This is a genomic window from Sulfitobacter sp. M13 (genome assembly GCF_053474885.1).
In genome coordinates, this window is the sequence record NZ_CM130281.1 from 925,123 (window position 1) to 942,207 (window position 17,085).

13 protein-coding genes are annotated in these 17,085 nt (G+C 61.1%); 6 read left to right on the forward strand and 7 right to left on the reverse strand.

Going from position 1 to position 17,085, the window contains the following annotated elements; genetic code table 11:
• The first annotated feature begins 117 nt into the window (after window positions 1-117).
• Window positions 118-1,026, forward strand: coding sequence for a LysR substrate-binding domain-containing protein (locus ACVBAU_RS04380; RefSeq protein WP_448328095.1), 909 nt, complete (start codon window positions 118-120; stop codon window positions 1,024-1,026).
• An 88-nt stretch (window positions 1,027-1,114) separates the two neighbouring features.
• On the opposite strand, the gene ACVBAU_RS04385 is transcribed toward ACVBAU_RS04380, so the two are convergent.
• Window positions 1,115-2,446, reverse strand: a complete 1,332-nt coding sequence (locus tag ACVBAU_RS04385) for an aspartate aminotransferase family protein (protein ID WP_448328096.1) — start codon at window positions 2,444-2,446, stop codon at window positions 1,115-1,117.
• A 201-nt stretch (window positions 2,447-2,647) separates the two neighbouring features.
• Here ACVBAU_RS04385 and ACVBAU_RS04390 point away from each other — a divergent pair, with 201 nt between their 5' ends.
• Window positions 2,648-4,240, forward strand: a complete 1,593-nt coding sequence (locus tag ACVBAU_RS04390; RefSeq protein WP_448328098.1) for an FAD/NAD(P)-binding protein — start codon at window positions 2,648-2,650, stop codon at window positions 4,238-4,240.
• On the opposite strand, the gene ACVBAU_RS04395 is transcribed toward ACVBAU_RS04390, so the two are convergent.
• From ACVBAU_RS04395 to ACVBAU_RS04415, 5 genes are all read right to left on the reverse strand, one after another.
• Complete coding sequence (locus ACVBAU_RS04395) at window positions 4,237-7,353, reverse strand: efflux RND transporter permease subunit (protein ID WP_138924235.1); 3,117 nt, start codon at window positions 7,351-7,353, stop codon at window positions 4,237-4,239. The two genes, ACVBAU_RS04390 and ACVBAU_RS04395, sit on opposite strands and share 4 nt — an antisense overlap.
• Window positions 7,350-8,609: an efflux RND transporter periplasmic adaptor subunit gene (locus ACVBAU_RS04400; protein WP_448328100.1), complete on the reverse strand. Its 1,260-nt coding sequence runs from the start codon at window positions 8,607-8,609 to the stop codon at window positions 7,350-7,352. Before ACVBAU_RS04400 ends, ACVBAU_RS04395 begins: the two co-directional genes overlap by 4 nt.
• A 93-nt stretch (window positions 8,610-8,702) precedes the next feature.
• Complete coding sequence (locus ACVBAU_RS04405) at window positions 8,703-9,437, reverse strand: TetR/AcrR family transcriptional regulator (RefSeq protein WP_448328102.1); 735 nt, start codon at window positions 9,435-9,437, stop codon at window positions 8,703-8,705.
• Between the two features lie 273 nt (window positions 9,438-9,710).
• Window positions 9,711-10,547, reverse strand: a complete 837-nt coding sequence (locus tag ACVBAU_RS04410) for an NAD-dependent epimerase/dehydratase family protein (protein ID WP_171048979.1) — start codon at window positions 10,545-10,547, stop codon at window positions 9,711-9,713.
• 102 nt (window positions 10,548-10,649) lie between these two features.
• Entirely contained in the window at window positions 10,650-11,852 is a 1,203-nt protein-coding gene (locus ACVBAU_RS04415; RefSeq protein ID WP_448328104.1) for an NAD(P)/FAD-dependent oxidoreductase, read from the reverse strand.
• 284 nt (window positions 11,853-12,136) lie between these two features.
• Between ACVBAU_RS04415 and ACVBAU_RS04420 the strand changes: the two genes are divergently transcribed.
• The 4 genes from ACVBAU_RS04420 to ACVBAU_RS04435 all read left to right on the forward strand — a co-directional run bounded on the left by ACVBAU_RS04420 (window position 12,137) and on the right by ACVBAU_RS04435 (window position 14,629).
• Complete coding sequence (locus ACVBAU_RS04420) at window positions 12,137-12,679, forward strand: sigma-70 family RNA polymerase sigma factor (protein ID WP_335744959.1); 543 nt, start codon at window positions 12,137-12,139, stop codon at window positions 12,677-12,679.
• A complete protein-coding gene (locus tag ACVBAU_RS04425; RefSeq protein WP_335744960.1) occupies window positions 12,676-13,365 on the forward strand; it encodes an anti-sigma factor in 690 nt (229 codons plus the stop codon). The genes ACVBAU_RS04420 and ACVBAU_RS04425 overlap by 4 nt, the downstream gene beginning before the upstream one ends.
• Before the next feature lie 404 nt (window positions 13,366-13,769).
• Window positions 13,770-14,264 (forward strand): peptide-methionine (R)-S-oxide reductase MsrB, encoded by a 495-nt coding sequence (gene msrB / locus ACVBAU_RS04430; RefSeq protein ID WP_448328107.1) that lies wholly within the window; start codon window positions 13,770-13,772, stop codon window positions 14,262-14,264.
• On the forward strand, window positions 14,264-14,629 hold the full coding sequence (locus tag ACVBAU_RS04435) for a DoxX family protein (RefSeq protein ID WP_448328109.1): 366 nt from the start codon (window positions 14,264-14,266) through the stop codon (window positions 14,627-14,629). Before msrB ends, ACVBAU_RS04435 begins: the two co-directional genes overlap by 1 nt.
• On the opposite strand, the gene hrpB is transcribed toward ACVBAU_RS04435, so the two are convergent.
• On the reverse strand, window positions 14,626-17,040 hold the full coding sequence (gene hrpB / locus ACVBAU_RS04440) for an ATP-dependent helicase HrpB (RefSeq protein ID WP_448328111.1): 2,415 nt from the start codon (window positions 17,038-17,040) through the stop codon (window positions 14,626-14,628). The genes ACVBAU_RS04435 and hrpB overlap by 4 nt on opposite strands.
• Between the last annotated feature and the right edge of the window lie 45 nt (window positions 17,041-17,085).

A 17,085-nucleotide genomic window follows, 5' to 3' on the forward strand; every position in this document is an offset into this window, starting at 1 on the left:
GTTGCGGGGTGTCGTGTATGCTATGCTGCGCTTGACAGGGGAAACCGACAACCGCACAAATGAACGTCAATCCATACGGTCAAGTTATGAATCGCATGTCGTTTTCCGGAGAGTGCAATGCCCCATCCCATCCGACGCAGTGTGCCTTCCCTAACCGCGCTTGTGGCATTCGAAGCGGCAGGTCGACGCGAAAGCTTTACGCAGGCGGCGGCAGAGCTTGGCGTGAGCCAGGCCGCCGTCAGCCGCCAGATCGCAGCGCTCGAGACGGATCTTGGCCTCGCGCTGTTCGAGCGCGCGAACCGTCGCGTCCGCCTGACCGTCGGTGGCAAATCGCTTCATGATGCGGTGAAAGGCGGGTTCGACGGGATCGCCGATGCCATTACCGAACTGCGCACGACCCACATCGATTTGACCGTCAGCGTGTCCGTCGCGTTTGCGCATTTCCGCCTTTTACCGATCTTGTCCTCCTTCCGTGCAACCGCGCCGCAGATCGGTGTACGGGTCATTTCAGAGGATGATTGGCGCGCCCCGCTTGATCGGACGATCGACATGGCCATCCGGTATGGTAGGCCCCCGTTTGACGGCATGTCGATCGTCGGATCGCTGCGAGAAACGGTCGTGCCGGTGTGCGCCCCCGAGATCGCGGCACGGCTTGCGGGGGTCTCGATTGACGAGCTGATGCACCAGAGGGATGTGGCGCTGATCGAAAGCGACGCGCCGGAGCCAAGCTGGCTCAACTGGTCGCAATGGTTGTCGCGGATCGGAGTGACCAAGCCCTCTGTCAAAGCAGGGTTGAACTTTACCAGCTATTCGGACGCGGCCTATGCGGCCATGGCAGGACAGGGCGTTCTTCTTGGCTGGACCGGCCTTCTGGACCGCCCCCTTGCGGATGGCCGTCTGGTTGAACTGGAGCTGCCCCGCCTTAGACCGGAAGAACGCCACTATGCTCTCGTGCCTGAACGGGGCCGACCCTCTGTTTCTGTGGACGCCTTTGTGCGCTGGTTCAGTGAGGACGCGTTTCAATAGACGTTAGCCATCGATACCGCCCTTTCGCTTTGACCGGTAAGGCGGGCTCGACCGTTGGAGTAATGCGGGTGCCGCCACGGCTCGGGGGCTACGGCGTAATAACGTCTGCGACAGCGTCTGCGAGGGTTTGGACGATGATATCTATCTCTTGCGGGGATGAGGTATAGGCGGGCGCGAGGAGCACGTGGTCCCCGTTTGTGCCATCGGCGCAGCCTTGCGAGGGGTAGACCATCATGCCACGTGCCTGTGCGGCGGCACCAATGCGGGGGGCGATGGCGTCAGCGGCGCGGAAGGGGGCTTTGTCGGCGCGGTTGGCGACGAGTTCGATGCTCCAGAACAGGCCGCGACCTCGGATGTCGCCCACGTGAGGGTGATCTTTGAAACGGGCGGTGAGCGCGGCGTGCAGTTGCGCCCCCAGCTCGCGGACACGGGCGAGCAGATCATCATTTTCAATGACCCTCTGCACAGCCAACGCGCCGGCGGTGGCGATGGCATGGGACATATAGGTGTGCCCGTTCCACAGCTTACCGCTGCCCTGTTCGATGACCGACGTCACCTTTTGCGCGGCCATGACGGCGGCGATGGGCTGATAACCTGCCCCCAATCCCTTGGCGGTGGTGGTGATGTCGGCGGCAATGCCTTCTTGCTCTAGTGCAAACAGCGTGCCAGTGCGCCCCATGCCGCACATCACTTCGTCCGCGATGTAAAGCACACCATGCGCGTCGCATATCTCGCGGATGCGTTTGAAATATCCGGAAGGGGCGGGCTGGGAACCGAGCGAGGCCCCGACGATAGGCTCTGCCACAAAGGCCATCACGGTTTCAGGCCCTAGGGCGCGGATCTCGGCGTCCAGCAGGTTGGCCATGCGCAGGGCGAAATCGCCCTCGGATTCGCCCTCGTTCCGCATGCGGTAGTCATAGGCCGCATCGATATGGCTGACGTCGATCAATAGGGGCGCGAACGGGGCGCGGCGTCCGGCGTGCCCCCCTGTGGCCAGCGCGGCCAGCGTGTTCCCGTGATAGCTGGGCTTGCGCGCGATAACCTTGCTGCGCGCGGTGTCGCCGCGTTCCACGTGGTACTGGCGGGCAAGCTTAAGCGCGGCCTCCATCGCTTCGGACCCGCTGCCCAGAAACATCACGCGGCCCTGACCGGTGCCCTCGGGGGCGCGGTCGATCAGAAATTTGGCGAGGTCTTCGGCAGGTTGGTTGGTAAAGGCCCCTGTATGGGCAAAGGCAAGCGTGTCGACCTGCGCCTTGATGGCGGCCCGAACGGTGGGGTGATCATGGCCAAGGCAGGACACCGCAGCCCCGCCACAGGCGTCCAGATACCGCTTGCCGGTGTCATCGATCAGATAATTGCCTTGGGCGGAAACGATACGGGGCAGATCGGCGTTAAGATCACGGTGGAACAGGTTGCTCATGGGGGGGCCAATGGTTGGAGAGAACTGCAAATTGCTTAGGCCGCATTCTCACCATGCTCAAGATTTTCTTGGGACGAGGGCACGGCCAGCCCCGCGACAGCAGGTCTTGTGCTTGTACCACATTGCTTTCTGCCGTGACGGTTTAAATAGTCAGTCAGCCCGACATATCGCGAGGGCTGCCTTTTGAGAGATGGAAAACCAATGAAAAGCGCCAAGAACATTGCGATCATCGGCGCGGGGCCGATGGCGATCTATACGGTCAAGGAATTGATCAAGAGCGAAACGCCGCTGTGCCTGTCGATCTACGACAAAGAGCAAGAGATGGGCTGCGGGATGCCGTATCGGTCGGGCATGAACGCGGATTACATGTATTGTAACGCGTTCAGCCGCGAGATCCCCCCGATCACCCGCGGTCTGGTCACATGGTTGCATGAACAGGACGACGACGCCCTGCGCGGCTTGGGGCTGACGCGGGACGAGATTGACGCGCGCGACTTTTACCCACGGGTGTTGCTGGGTGCGTTCTTTAGTGATGCGTTTCTTGATCTGTGCGAGGCGGGGCGCACGGCGGGGCATGACATACGGCTTTATCCACGTCACGAGGTGACAGATATCGAACCGCTGGCAACGGGCGCGCGTCTGCACTTCACAGCCGCCGGCGACAGTCAGACAGCAAAGTTTGACGAGGTGGTCATCGCGACAGGCCATGACTGGCCCGCGTCTCCGCATATTGGCGAGGCTGATCTTGTGTCGCCTTGGCCCTATACCAACATCACCGCACTTCCCGCCGGAGAGATTGGCATCCTCGGGTCGTCCTTGTCGGCGATTGATGTGATTGTGACGCTGGGCCAAACCCACGGGACCTTCATTCATAAAGGCGACGATGTGCGCTGGTTCCCCAAAACCGATAGCAACGTGCCGCTGATCACGATGGTATCGCATAAAGGCATCATGCCAGAGCCGGACTTCTTCTACCCCTATCCCTACGCGCCGCTGCGCCATATCAATGCAGAGGCGGTAGCGGCAGAGATTGCCAAAGGGTCAGACGGGCTGCTGCAACGGGTGTTTGATCTGCTGATGGCAGAGCTGAACGCCGATGCCCCCGAGTATATCGAAACACTTGGCCCGCAGGGGCAGACGATTGATGGCTTTGCCGAAGCCTATTTCGATCACCGTGTGACGATGGGGGGGCTTCGGGCGTTGCGCGATACGTTGAACAGCGCGGTGGCTACGATGCGCAACAAGGAGACCCAGCCGCACCGATATGTCTTGCTGCGCGGGCACGAGAACTTTGACCTGATCCTTGAACATCTGACGCAGGACGACCGCGCACGGTTCTATGACAAGCTGATGCCGGTCTTTGGTGATTGCTATGCCGCGATCCCGCATATTTCGGTCAAGCGGGTGTTGGCGCTGTATGATGCGGGTGTGCTGCGGATCGTGCCAACGGGCGAGGAAGCTTCGTTCCGCAACACCCAAGACGGCGGCGTCTGCGCGCAAACGCTGGACGGCGATCTACGCTTTGACGCGATGATCGACGCACGCGGGCAGGCGGCAGCACCTTTGGGCAAGCTGCCCTTCCCGACGTTGACCAAGGGGCTGTCGGCCAAGAACAATCTGAAAATCCCGTTCCGGCTGGATGTGCCAGCGCAGGATCGCGGCGCAATCTATTGCCTCGCGATGCCGCAAATCCTGACGCAGCATCCGTTCTCCCAAGGCCTGCCGAACTGCGCCGAGCTGGCACAGGTCGCGGTGCAGGACATGTTCGACCGGATGGCGGGGGCTGCGGCTTAGGCCGCGCTGCCCGCCGGCTGGGCACGCTGCGCTTTCTTTTCGCCTAGCATCAACATGGCAGGGGTGACGATCAAGGTCAGCACCGTTGCAATCACCAACCCGCCGGCAATGGCCGAACTCAGCTCGGTCCACCACTGCGTCGAGGGCGCGCCATAAACGATCTCTCGGGTGAAGAAGTTCAGGTTCACGCCGATCACCATAGGTAACAGCCCAAGCGCGGTGGTCACAGATGTCAGCACCACGGGCCGCAAACGCTGTGCGCCTGTGCGCAGCGCTGCCTCAAGCGGGGACAGGCCCGTCTTCTTGAGGTCGTTATAGGTGTCGATCAGGACGATGTTATTGTTCACCACGATACCGGCCAGCGCAATCACCCCGATACCGCCCATCACGACGCCAAACGGGCGGCCTGTGAGGATCAGTCCGAACAGCACACCGGTCACCGAAAAGACGATCGCGCTCATCACCACAAAGGCTTGGTAGAAGCTGTTGAACTGGACCACGAGGATGACGAACATCAAGAATATCGCAGTCGCAAAGGCCCCGACGAGGAAGATCATCGAATCCTGCTGGTCCTGTGCTTCACCCGCAAAAGACGCTTCGACGCCCGACGGCAGGTCCATTCCGTCAATCGCGGCCTGTAGCGCGACCACCTGATCGTTAACCAACACATTCGGTGCCACATTCGCCTCGATCGTGATGACGCGGCGCTGGTCCACACGGGTGATGGTGCCACTGCGCGGGGCTGGCTCGAAGGTCACGAAGTTCGAGATCGGGACCAGTCCCGCAGAGGTGGGTACGCGCAGGGATTGCAGCTCTTCCAGGGTGCGTTCCTGCGACGGGAAGCGCACGTTGATATCGACCGATCCGTCTGCATCATCGGGGCGGTAATCCGCCACGGTAATGCCACGGGTCAGCAGTTGCACCGCTTGCCCCAAGGTAGAGATATCGGCCCCGAAACGCGCAGCTTCTGAGCGGTTGACGGCCAGCCGCCATTCGACGCCGGGCAGGGGGCGTGTGTCGGTGACATCGGTGAACCCGCCAATCCTGTCCATAGCCAAACGAATGCTCTCGACCGCAGCGGCCTGCGCGTCCGGGTTGCTTGACCGGACCCGCAGATTGATCGGCTTACCCGCCGACGGCCCGCTAGAGGCCGTTTGAACCTGCACATTGATCCCGGGGATAGTGGCCATATCGATACGGATATCCTCGCCAATCTCGGCGGCAGTGCGTCGGGTGTCCCACTCGGTAAACTCGATCTGGATGGTGCCGATCAGGTCAGCCGCATCCTGATTGCCCCCGCCCGAACGCGCATAGACCGATGCGATTTCATCATAGTCGAACAACCGTTCCTCGACCTGCCGCACCAGCGCGTCTTTTTCAAAGATCGAAAAGTTGTCCCGCGCACGGACTTGTACTTGGGCAAAGTCCGGCTCTACCGACGGGAAAAAGCTGATGCCGTTGCCAAATTGGCCATAGGCACCGAAACTCGCTAGCAGAAAGGTCACCGCCATGATCAGCGTTGCCCAGGGACGCAGGATCGCGAATTGCAGCACACGGACGTAGCCGCCAGTGAACCCCCCAAGCGTACGGGGGTCCCCGTTTTCGGCCGCATATAGCGCCTGTTTCGCTGCCGCCGATTGCGGGGGCTTCTTGCCGATCAATCCGCCAACCACGGGGATAAAAACCAGCGCCATGAACAGCGACGCGGTTAGGGTCAGGATCACGGTGATCGGCAGGAACTTCATGAATTCGCCAACGGTACCGGTCCAGAACAGCAGCGGGAAGAACACCGATAGCGTGGTCGCGGTGGACGCGATGATCGGCCATGCCATGCGTTCAGCGGCAAAGCGGTAGGCTGCTTTGGGTGTATCCCCTTCTTGCAGCCGCCGGTCGGCCAGTTCAGTCGTCACGATGGCACCATCCACCAGCATCCCCACCACGAGGATCAGCGAGAACAGCACCACAAGGTTCATTGTGTAGCCCATGACCAGCAGCGCGGTCACACCCGCCAGAAACGCACCGGGGATCGCAAGACCCACCAGCAGCGCAGACCGTATCCCAAGCGCCCAAACGATTACGATCATCACGAGGATGACGGCGGCGATCACATTCGCCTCCAGATCGCTGAGCATTGTTTCCACCTGCTCGCTTTCGTCCTGCATATAGTCGACTGTCACGTTTTCGGGCCAGTCGGCGCTGGCCTCTTCGATCAGCGCGCGCACGGCTGCAACCGTTTCGATAATGTTGGAACCGGACCGTTTCTTGATTTCAAGCGCCAGCGCGGGTTGGCCGTCAATGCGGGCAAAGCCGGTGGGGTCTTCGAAGGTGCGCCGGATCGTGGCCACATCGGCAAAGGTCACCACCGTATCGCCACGCACTTTGACGGGCAGGGCCATAACATCTTTGACATCCTCGATCAGACCCGGGACTTTCAGCACGATACGGCCCGCGCCGTTTTCGATGGCACCAGCGGCAATCAGGCGGTTGTTGCGGTTGATCTGACCGATCAGCTCTTCGAAGCTGATGTTATAGGTCTCGAACACGGTGGGGTCGATCAGGACTTCCAGCAGCTCGGTACGGGCCCCGCCAACATCGACTTCAAGCACGCCTTGCAGCCCTTCGATACGGTCCGAAAGGTCTTCGGACAGCGTGTTGAGCGTGCGTTCGGGCACAGGGCCGGACAGTATCACCGTCAGGATCGGGAAAAGCGCCGTGTTGATTTCGGTCACAGTGGGGTCGGTGGCGTCTTCGGGCAGGTCCGGTTGGGCGCGGTCCACGCCTTCCTTGACCTTGTCCAGCGCCGCTTCGGAATCGAAGCCCGGTTCGAATTCAAGCTGTACGCTGGCATAACCTTCGCCCGCGTTGCTGGTCATCTGCTTGAGCCCCGTGATCGCGCTGAGCTCTGTCTCTAGCGGTTCGACCAGCAGCCGTTCGGCATCCTGGGGAGAGATACCATCAAGCACGGTGGACACATAGAAAATCGGGATCGGAATCTCCGGAGAACTTTCCTTGGGGATCGACACATAGGCATAGGCCCCGACGGTGAGGATCATAAGCAGGGCCATGACCACCACCCGCGAGCGGCTGAAGGCCGCCTGGATCAGAGCGTTCATTGTTTGGCTTCCTGTGTGCTACCGGCTGGCGCTGCGCCGACGTCGCCGCCGATGATCTGGCCGTTGCCCTTGGCGGGGGTCTTTGCCTTCGACGCGGCGGTAACGGGGGGCTGCGCAGGGGTATCGTCATTCTTCGCGTCGTCGTTCTGGATTGTGGGATCAACGGTTTCGCCGTCATTCACAAACCCCTGACAGATGGTGATGATCTGGGCGGTTTCCGGCAGGCCCGAAATCCAGATGCCATCGGTTTGCGCGCGCACGATGTCGACCTCGTGGAAGGTGACCTTATTGGCCCCCTCCACCGTCTTGATCCCAAGCGTCCCGTCGGTATCCAGCGACAGGATCGCAGGCGACACGAAATGCGCGGTCAACGTGCCCGTGGGAATGCGCAGCTGCGCGCTGATGCCGGCGGGGATCGTGCCGTCGGCGTTGGGCACGTCGATATCGGCGGTGAAGGTGCGGGTTTCGGCATTGGCACTGGTGCCGACAAACGACACGGTGCCGGTGCTGGTTATGCCGGTGATAAAGGACACTTCGGCCGTTTGACCGACCTTGATATCTTGTAGCGATTGCTGCGGGATCTGGATGCGGATCGACAGGGGCGTGTTGTCCACGATGCGGCCAATGTCACTGGCGTTTTGCACAATCTCGCCCTCGTTGATGTCCAACGCCTCTAGGCGTCCGGCAAAGGGGGCGCGGATTTCGGTATTTTCAATGGCGTCCTGCGCAGAGGCAACACCTGCTTGGGCGGCGGCTAGCGTGGCTTGGGCCTGTGCGACCCGATCCACGGTGGACACGCCACGGTTCAGCAGCGCTTGGGCATTGTCGAATTCACGTTGCGCGCGGTTCAGCTCTTCTTCGGCACGGGTGAGGTCGGATTGGCGCGTGGTCGTATCAAAGCGCGCGATGACCTGTCCGGCCTCAAGATCGGCCCCTTTGGCGACCAATACCTCTTTGATCTGGCCGGAAATCTCGGCGCGGATCGCGGTGTCGCGGTCGGGCAGGGCCTGACCTTCGGCCACGAACACCTGTTCGATTTGCTGTGCCTGAGACTGGCGCACCGCAACCGAGACGGCCTTGACCGGTGTCGCGGACTTGGCGACGGGCTCTGCACTTTCGGACGGCAGGATATACCCGCTGCCCATCCACCCGATGATGGCGACCGCAAGCCCGCCTGCAACCCAGCGGGAGCGGCTAGAGCCCGCATCGCTTTCAAAGCGAAGCGTCTGGCGGTCGGTTTTAAGTGTCTCGTTCATCTATGTCGTTCCTATGCAGTGCCGACTGATGTGATCGCGGCGGGTGTCACATTCGGCGATGGGGTCATGCGGCGATGGGGGCGCAAGGGCGTGCTATGCGTGCACGATCGCCTCCAGCATCAGCCGGTAATCAGAGGGTTTAGACAGCATGATACTGCCCTGCGGCAGGCCGAGCATCCTATCCATAAGCGCAGCTTCGGCGGTCATGCGATCATTCAGACGGGTCGTGGCCTCTGCAATGTCGCCCGCCTGAGCCGTCTGCACCGCGCTTTGAAGCGCCTTGCGCCGGTCGTGCGACATGGCGATGATCGTTCCCGCGACGAGGTTTATGTCAGGCACGTCAAAGGCACCTTCATCGACCCCATGAGAAATAATGTCGTGCAATACGGGCAGGGCAATTGCATCGACCGATGCGGTGATCCGGTGCGACAGCATCTCGTTTCCGGGACGTAGCATCATATCAATAAAGAACTTGAGCTGCGCGCCTTGCTGAACTTTCCAGCGGTTCGTCTCGGCTAGAAACGCGTTGAACCTGTCCAGCGCGCCCCCTTTTGCTGCGGCCCGCACGGCCTGCGCGGTTTTCAAAGCCTCGCCGGTGAAATGCTGCACGATACCGTCAAGCAAATCTTCCTTGGCGGTGAAGTGGTGGTAAAATCCGCCCTTGGAAATGCCCGCCTGTTTTAGCACATCTGCGATGGTCACGTTGTCCCAGCCATGGGCAAAAAACAGCGATTGCGCCGCGTCCAGAATATGCGCGCGACGCTCGTTCGGTGCCATACGCTGCCGCTTGGGCACGCTGGGTTTCTGCTTTTGCTCTGTGGTGTTCATGATCAACCTTACAAACCGACGGTCGGTAGGTAGGTGCGGTGGTGCGTGCCGTCAAGTGGTATGCCACTTGCCCTTACGTTAGCGAAAGGGACCTCGATCCGTTCCCCGACGCGGTACATAGTTTTCGCGCGGCGCACTTCAGGCCGTAGCTTGCCGTGCCGCTCGTGCCACGTGAAACAGGGGCTGGCGTTTTGTCATGCGTTGATCGCTCAGCGGTCGCTGGACGCGTGGAGCACGGGGCAGCAGGCAATCAGCCGCCCCGTTTTTAAGGCCTCAGGTGGTTTTCTTGTCGTTGACGATGTTCATCGACGCCACGCCGCTTTCGCCCAGATCAACGGCGGCAAAGGGGCCGCCGTGGTGCATCTGGCCGGGGTCTTTCAGATCGACCGGTGGTGCTTGGGCAAGGATTTCTGCAGCGAACTGTTCCGCGTTGTCTTTCGGGCGGTAACCGAGGAAAGACGCTTTGGCATTGTCCACTGGGGCGCGGTCGTTGTTGGACACGCCGTAGACAACGCTAAAGCCGACCGACGGCGTATCAACGGCACGGGTGACCAGCTGGATCAGATCGTCATAGGACAGCCAAGACCCAAGGGCGCGGGTGTTGTTGACCTGTGCGCAGCTGAGGATACGCAGGCACACGGCCTCTAGCCCGCGTTTGTCCCAATACATCGACGCAAGGTTTTCGCTAAAGCATTTGGCAAGGCCGTAAAACGTATCGGGTTTGTGGGGCGCGTCGATGCCGATGAAATCGGATTTCTTGTGCATGCCCACGGCGTGGATGGACGAGGCATAGACGACCCGTTGCAACCCGTGCTGATAGGCCGCTTCCCAGACGTTGTAAGACCCGACAAAGTTCGGCCCCAGCAGTTCCTCGAACGGTTTTTCGTCAACGATTGCGCCAAAGTGGACAACCATATCAGCGCCTTCCAGCAGCGGCGCGATCTGGTCATAGACGGCGACATCAGCCTTGGCATAGCTCTCGCCTTCATAGAGTGTGCCGATATCATCGACGATGTCGGTGCTCACCAGTTCTTGGCACATCTTGGACAGGGGTTCGCGCAGATAGGACCCAAGCCGCCCTGCGGCCCCTGTCAGAACCAGTTTCTTCATCATGTTGTCTTCCTTCCACTGTCATTTTGCGCGGCTGTGCGATGGTATGGGCCGACGCAAAGGGGTGTTGCTCGGCATGGGTAAGTCATTGAGGCAGGCGGATCAAATCACCGCTTTTTCGATCAGTGACTGGTTTTGCTCGATCCGGCGGTAGGCATAGGGATTCAGGTCCAGCGTGCGGTATGCGCCATAGGCGATCCATTCAGCGATCCCGCGCCCCAACGCAGGGGCCTGCTGTAGCCCGTGACCCGAGAAGCCGTTCAGACACAGGAAATTCTCGACCACGCTGTGGGGGCCGACAATCGCGTTCTGGTCCAGTGTATTATAATCATAGTGCCCGACCCATTCATTGATGACTTTGACCTGATCGAACTGTGGGATACGGGTCGCGATGGCGGGCCAGACCTTGTCTTCCCACAGGCTGTGGTCAAAGGCGAAGTCGTCATAGGCCACGGCAGGGTCTTCGTGCGGGGGGCAACCGGCCATATAGTATTTCCCTTCGGTTCTGAAATGCACGCCCGAGGGGTCGATCGTCAGCGGCAGGTCGCGGTCCAGCGGCTTGGCGGCATCGAACACAAAGGTATAGCGTTTGCGCGGCTCGACCGGCAGGGTGATCCCGGCCATGCCCGCCGTCGCAGCCGCCCGCGGACCAGAGGCATTGACCACGGTCCCGCAGGCCACGGTCGCGCCGGATTTCAGCGTCACATGGGTGACGGATTTGCCATCGGCGGCTTTCGTCATTGCAGTCACTTCGTCGTGCAGATATTCTACCCCGTTGCGGCGGGCCATGCGTTTGAACCAGTCAAACATGGTGCCGCCGTCAAAATAGCCTTCGTCCACACGGTTGTGATTGGCGGCTAGAATGTCATCAAGCTGGTAGAAAGGATAAGCGGCGGCGACCTCGGCGGGGGTCATGTGTTGCGTGCCCGCCCCCAATGCCATTTGGATTTTCTGGTTCTGCTGCAGCGTCTTTGCGAACTCGGGCGTGTCAGCGAGGTAAAGATAGCCAAAGCTTTGCAGCGCCAGATGCGGCACCTCTGGATCATCGCCCATAAACCGGCGGAAGTTCTTGATGAATTCGGCCCCGAACTGCGACACTCGCACGTTAATTGCTGAACTGAACTGCTGCCGGATGCAGCTGTTGGTATGGCTGGTGGCCGCAAATTCATAGGTCGGGTCGCGCTCGACCACCAGAACCTTACCATCAAAACCGGCCATCTGCGTCAGCCACCATGCGACCGACGATCCAAAGATCGCGCCGCCAATGATGACAACGTCGTAGGTGTGGTGTGTCGGGTGCGGCATTGCGATGCTCCTTTCGTGACTTGCAAGCAGCCTTGGCGCGATGCGCCGCTGGCCAGCCATGGCCCGACTAAACGCGCAAGATTGCGCTGCGTCCATAGCTTGTGAACATGGGCATCCATTTCTGAGGCCTCGGGCCGGCGAACCGATTACGCATTGGCCAAACTGCTGAAGCTGGGGTACACAAAGCTGTCCGATGTTAATGCTGTGCTGGACAAATGTAGTGAGTGCCGTAGGTTTCGGCGTAACGCTGAAAACACGTTCTGGTGGAGAGATGGCCCGTGCAAATGGACCGACAAGAGATCGAAAACTTGATTGCCCGTGTCGCATTGAACGACCGCGCGGCTTTTGACCAACTGTATGATCGCGTTTCTGCGAAACTTTTTGGGGTTTGTCTGCGTGTGTTGAACAAACGCGCCGCAGCAGAGGACGCCATGCAAGACAGTTTTGTCAAAATCTGGAACAATGCCGACAAGTACAACGCCAATGGTCTTAGCCCGATGACGTGGTTGATTACGATTGCGCGGAATACGTCGATTGACCGGCTGCGCGCGCGTAAAAAAGGCCATCAGGATGTGAACACGCCCGGCTTTGAACTTGTGTCGCCCGGTCCCACGCCGGAACAATATGCCGTGGCCTCGTCCGAGGCGTCGCGCCTTTCGGGGTGTCTTGATACGCTGGAAGAAGACCGCGGCAGCGCCATTCGCGGGGCCTATCTGGACGGCGATACCTATTCGGATCTGGCCGAACGCTTTGGTGTCCCGCTGAACACGATGCGCACATGGCTGCGCCGTGGCCTGATCGCCCTGCGGGAGTGTATGAGCCAATGACCCAAACGCCTGAAATACCCGATGACGATCTGCTCGCCGCTGAAATGGTGCTGGGTCTGTCCTCTGACGATGATATGATCGCTGCCCGCCGCCGCATTGGAACCGAGCGTGATTTCGCTGACCGCGTTGTGTTCTGGCAGGAACGCATGACCGCGATGACGGACGGGATTGACCCTGTCGCACCGCCTGCGCGGATTAAGAAAAAGCTGATGGCACAGGTCTTCCCGAAACAGCGGGTGACGATCCTGCAGCGCCTGTGGCTATGGCAAGGTGTGGCGATGGCATCGCTGCTTTTCGCGGGCTACCTTGGGGTGCAACTGCTTGAGGCCAACACGCGACCTGATGGTCAGCCGATCGTTCTGGCGGCGCAGCTGGTCAGTGAGAGCAGCCCGCTTGAAATGTTGGCCGTCATCGAACCCGTCAAGCACGAGATCGCGCTGCGCCGCGTCGCGGGCGAGCCCATTCCGGGCCGCGAGTTTGAAGTTTGGGCGATTTTGCCGGATCAGGCCCCTGTATCGCTGGGTGTCTTGCCAGACAGTGAAACGACACGGATTCTTGTACCGGCAGAACTACGCAGTCGCGCCGCACAAATCACGCTTGCTATTTCGGACGAACCGATCGGCGGCTCGCCCACGGGTGCACCTACCGGCGCTGTGCTGGCCGCAGGTGCCATGTCTGAACTATGACCCGCATTTAACGGGCTAACCACTGTATGTACTCGGGTTTCGCGCGCTTCAGGGCGGGCGAAACTTCTGTTTATAAACGGTTTTCAAGAAAGTTTACTAAAAGCTGCGATTTTTTTCGTTCGCAGCGAAACTTCTTATTTCCGTCTTCCGTGTATCTCATCAACTCAGGTCGACACAGGCAACGCGCCCATGTCGCTGAGGGTCCGCGCCGTTTTTGTTTGGCGTGGTTTGGTAACAAGTTTGTTGTCGCGGAACCTTGTGTTCCGCCAACGGGTTTATCCAGTAACGGCACCTTTGTGTCAGGTAACGAGTACCGCCGGATGACTGCGCCCTGCGCAACATCCGGCGGCCCTTTCAACGGACACACAGTTTTAATCGCACAGACGCAACCTTAAGGGGGCACTATGAAACGCCGGAATTTTTTGAAATGCACAACACTGACCGTAGCGCTTTCTCCGTTTGGCGTAGGGGCCGCGGCGCAGGCGGGCACGGTGGCAGAGGGAAGGTTCGACGTCAGCCGAACGCCCGATCAATGGCGCGCACAGCTGGGCGACGATGCTTATGCGGTCCTGCGTGAGGGTGATACCGAACGCGCGTTTACCAGCCCGCTGAACGACGAGGTCCGCGCAGGTGTTTTCCACTGCAAGGGGTGTGATCAGGCGCTTTATAGCTCGAAGACCAAGTTCAAAAGTGGCACCGGCTGGCCCAGCTTCTTTGCGCCGCTGAACGATGCCGTCGAAACGATGCCCGACAAGGGGTTCTTTACAACGCGTACCGAGGTCCACTGCGATCGTTGTGGCGGGCATCTGGGGCATGTGTTTGACGACGGTCCCGCACCCACTGGCAAACGTCACTGCATCAACGGTCTGGCCATGACCTTTGCGCCCGCTGCCGCCTGATGTCGAAGGTGTCGTCGATTGTGATTTACGTGGGCCGCCTGCTTTTGGCGGCCCTTTTTGTTGCGGGGTGTGTGCAAAAGCTCGTTGATCCCGCTGCAGCGCAAGCCTTGTTGGCAGAGCGCGGTTTGCCCGTATTGCTGGTTTGGCCAGCGATGGTGTTTAACGGGGTGGCCGCACTTAGCCTCGTGTTCGGACTATGGCTTGCCCCGATGAGCTTTGCCCTGGCACTGTATTCTATGGGGACGAGCGTGTTTCACTTTATCCCTGATGATCCGTGGCAGATGTCGATCTTTGTCAAGAACTGGGCGATTGCGGGCGGGCTGCTGGTCCTTGCTGGCCACGCCGCGACAAAACCTGCAGCTTAGGTGCCGCGTGGCTTGACCCGCAGCGTCGGGTCGGCCTGCGTCGGGTCTTCGGGCCAGGGGTGACGCGGATAGCGGGCGCGCATATCCTTGCGCACATCGGCATAGGACCCCGCCCAGAACCCCGGCAAATCGGTCGTGACCTGCACCGGACGCTGCGCGGGCGACAAAAGCGTGACCTGTAAGGGCTGGCCTGCGATCATCGGGTGGCGCGTCGTGCCAAAGACCTCTTGCAGGCGCAGGGCGATCTGGGGGTGCGCGGCACTGTAATCAATCGCGATCTTGCGGCCCAACGGGGTGGTGAAATGCGCAGGGGCGGCCCGGTCGAGCGCCTGCTGGTCGTCCCAGCTTAGCCGTGCCGTCAGGGCGGGCAGCAGGTCGAACGCCTTCCAGTCGGCGGTGCTGCGCACGCCTGTCAGATGCCCCGGCAGCCAATCCTCCAATGTCTCGAGCAGATGATCCTCGCTGAAATCGGGAAAACCGTCGCCCATCAGCCGCGCCCGCGCCAAAAACAGCGCCGCAGCCTTGCCCGGCATCAGCCCCAGCTGGCGCACCCCGTCCAGCATGGCGTCTGCGATGTCTTCGGCGGGCGCGTCGGACCAAGCCCTGTCGTCCAGCACCAGCGCACCAAAGCGTTCGTGCTGCCGCGCCAACACGCGGCCCTCGCGTCGGGACCAAACGCAGACCTGATGCCATGCAATCTGGTCGGGGAACGTATCGCGCAGATCGCTGTCGGACAGGCGCGCGGCCTGACGGATGCGCGCCTCGCGCGGGTCGCCATCAAGGTCGGTCGCCACCAGCAAACGTTCCCCCGCAAGGGGATCACCATCGCGCAATATCGCGCCTTTGCCGCCGGACATCACAAACCGCGGCGCGTCCCCTTTGCGCCGCAGCGCGATTCTGTCGGGATAGGCGAGCGCTGCGAGCACCCCAAGCGTGTCGGGGCCGATGCCGGTCTGGCCGCGTGCCAGCCGTTTGGCGTCTTGTTTGATGCGGGCAAGGGCGGCGTGGTTGACCTCGGCGGGAACACGTTTGCCCGCGACCGCATCCAGACGCAGCCCCAAATCGACAGAACCGCCGCGCAAAGGGTCACGTTCCGACAGGATCGCAGCAAGGGTCGGGGCGCTGCGTCCGCCCTTGGCAACCATATGGGCCAGTCGCGGGTGCAACGGCATCTTGGCCAAAACGCGGCCATGGCCGGTGATGCGGCCCGTCGCATCCAGCGCCCCGAGCATATGCAGCACACTTTGCGCCTCGGCCAGACGGCCTTCGTGGGGCGGGGTCACAAATTTCAGATCGCTGGCCTGTGCGCCCCAGACCGCCAGTTCCAACGCAAAGGCACATAGATCGCCCGCCTCGATCTCGGCGGGGGGGTAGGCGGCAAGCGCACCTTCCTCGCCGCGTGTCCAAAGCTTGAACGCGGTCCCTTCGGATACACGCCCCGCACGGCCCGCGCGCTGCGTCGCCTCGGCGCGGGTCACGCGGTCGGTGACCAGCCGCGACATGCCCGAAGACGGATCGAACTGCGCCCGCCGTGCGCGACCCCCGTCCACCACGATTTGCACCCCTTCGATGGTCAGCGAGGTTTCCGCGATAGAGGTCGCCAGCACAATTTTGCGTCCCGTTTTGGCGGGGGCAATCGCAGCGCGCTGCGCTTTGAAATCCATCGCGCCGAAGAGCGGAGCAAGCGTGCAATCCGCGGGCAGCCGTCCGGTCAGCGCGCTCTCAACCCGCCGTATCTCGCCTTCGCCCGGCAAAAAGACCAGCGCCGAGCCGGAGGCGGTGGAGAGAGCATGCACGACCAAGTCGGCAACGGCCTGTTCAAACCGTTGCTTGCCGATGGGGCGGTCCAGCCAATTGGATGTGACCGGAAAACTGCGCCCTTGGGACGTTACAACAGGGGCGGCCATCAGCGCGGCGACGGGGCCAGCATCCAATGTGGCGGACATGGCGACGATCAACAGGTCATCGCGCAGCGCCTCGGCGACCTCCAGACACAGGGCGAGGCCCAGATCAGCATTGAGGGACCTTTCGTGGAATTCGTCAAAGATAACCGCACCGACACCGGGCAGGTCGGGGTCGTCTTGCAACATGCGGGTCAGGATGCCCTCGGTCACGACCTCGATCCGCGTGGCCTTGCTGATGGCGCTGGCACCGCGCACGCGAAAGCCCACGGTTTGCCCCGGTTCTTCGCCCAGTGTCGCTGCCATGCGTTCGGCGGCGGCACGCGCGGCAAGGCGGCGCGGTTCCAGCATCAGGATGCGGCCAGCGGTCAGCCCTGCGTCCAGCATTGCCAGTGGGACGCGGGTGGTCTTGCCCGCACCGGGGGGCGCTTGCAACACAACGCGGCCACTGCTGCGCAGCGCGTCGATCACCTGTGGCATGACGTGGTCTATGGGAAGGGTAAAAGCCATATCCGTGGTTATGGGCGAAAGCCGCGGCGGGGCCAAGGGCCGGCC

Coding starts and splice junctions, on each gene's coding strand:
- ACVBAU_RS04385 (WP_448328096.1), bottom strand. CDS start 2,446: ATGAGCAACCTGTTCCACCGTGATCTTAACGCCGATCTGCCCCGTATC.
- hrpB (WP_448328111.1), bottom strand. CDS start 17,040: ATGGCTTTTACCCTTCCCATAGACCACGTCATGCCACAGGTGATCGAC.
- ACVBAU_RS04420 (WP_335744959.1), top strand. CDS start 12,137: ATGGACCGACAAGAGATCGAAAACTTGATTGCCCGTGTCGCATTGAAC.
- ACVBAU_RS04405 (WP_448328102.1), bottom strand. CDS start 9,437: ATGAACACCACAGAGCAAAAGCAGAAACCCAGCGTGCCCAAGCGGCAG.
- ACVBAU_RS04400 (WP_448328100.1), bottom strand. CDS start 8,609: ATGAACGAGACACTTAAAACCGACCGCCAGACGCTTCGCTTTGAAAGC.
- ACVBAU_RS04390 (WP_448328098.1), top strand. CDS start 2,648: ATGAAAAGCGCCAAGAACATTGCGATCATCGGCGCGGGGCCGATGGCG.
- ACVBAU_RS04410 (WP_171048979.1), bottom strand. CDS start 10,547: ATGAAGAAACTGGTTCTGACAGGGGCCGCAGGGCGGCTTGGGTCCTAT.
- ACVBAU_RS04425 (WP_335744960.1), top strand. CDS start 12,676: ATGACCCAAACGCCTGAAATACCCGATGACGATCTGCTCGCCGCTGAA.
- msrB (WP_448328107.1), top strand. CDS start 13,770: ATGAAACGCCGGAATTTTTTGAAATGCACAACACTGACCGTAGCGCTT.
- ACVBAU_RS04395 (WP_138924235.1), bottom strand. CDS start 7,353: ATGAACGCTCTGATCCAGGCGGCCTTCAGCCGCTCGCGGGTGGTGGTC.
- ACVBAU_RS04415 (WP_448328104.1), bottom strand. CDS start 11,852: ATGCCGCACCCGACACACCACACCTACGACGTTGTCATCATTGGCGGC.
- ACVBAU_RS04380 (WP_448328095.1), top strand. CDS start 118: ATGCCCCATCCCATCCGACGCAGTGTGCCTTCCCTAACCGCGCTTGTG.
- ACVBAU_RS04435 (WP_448328109.1), top strand. CDS start 14,264: ATGTCGAAGGTGTCGTCGATTGTGATTTACGTGGGCCGCCTGCTTTTG.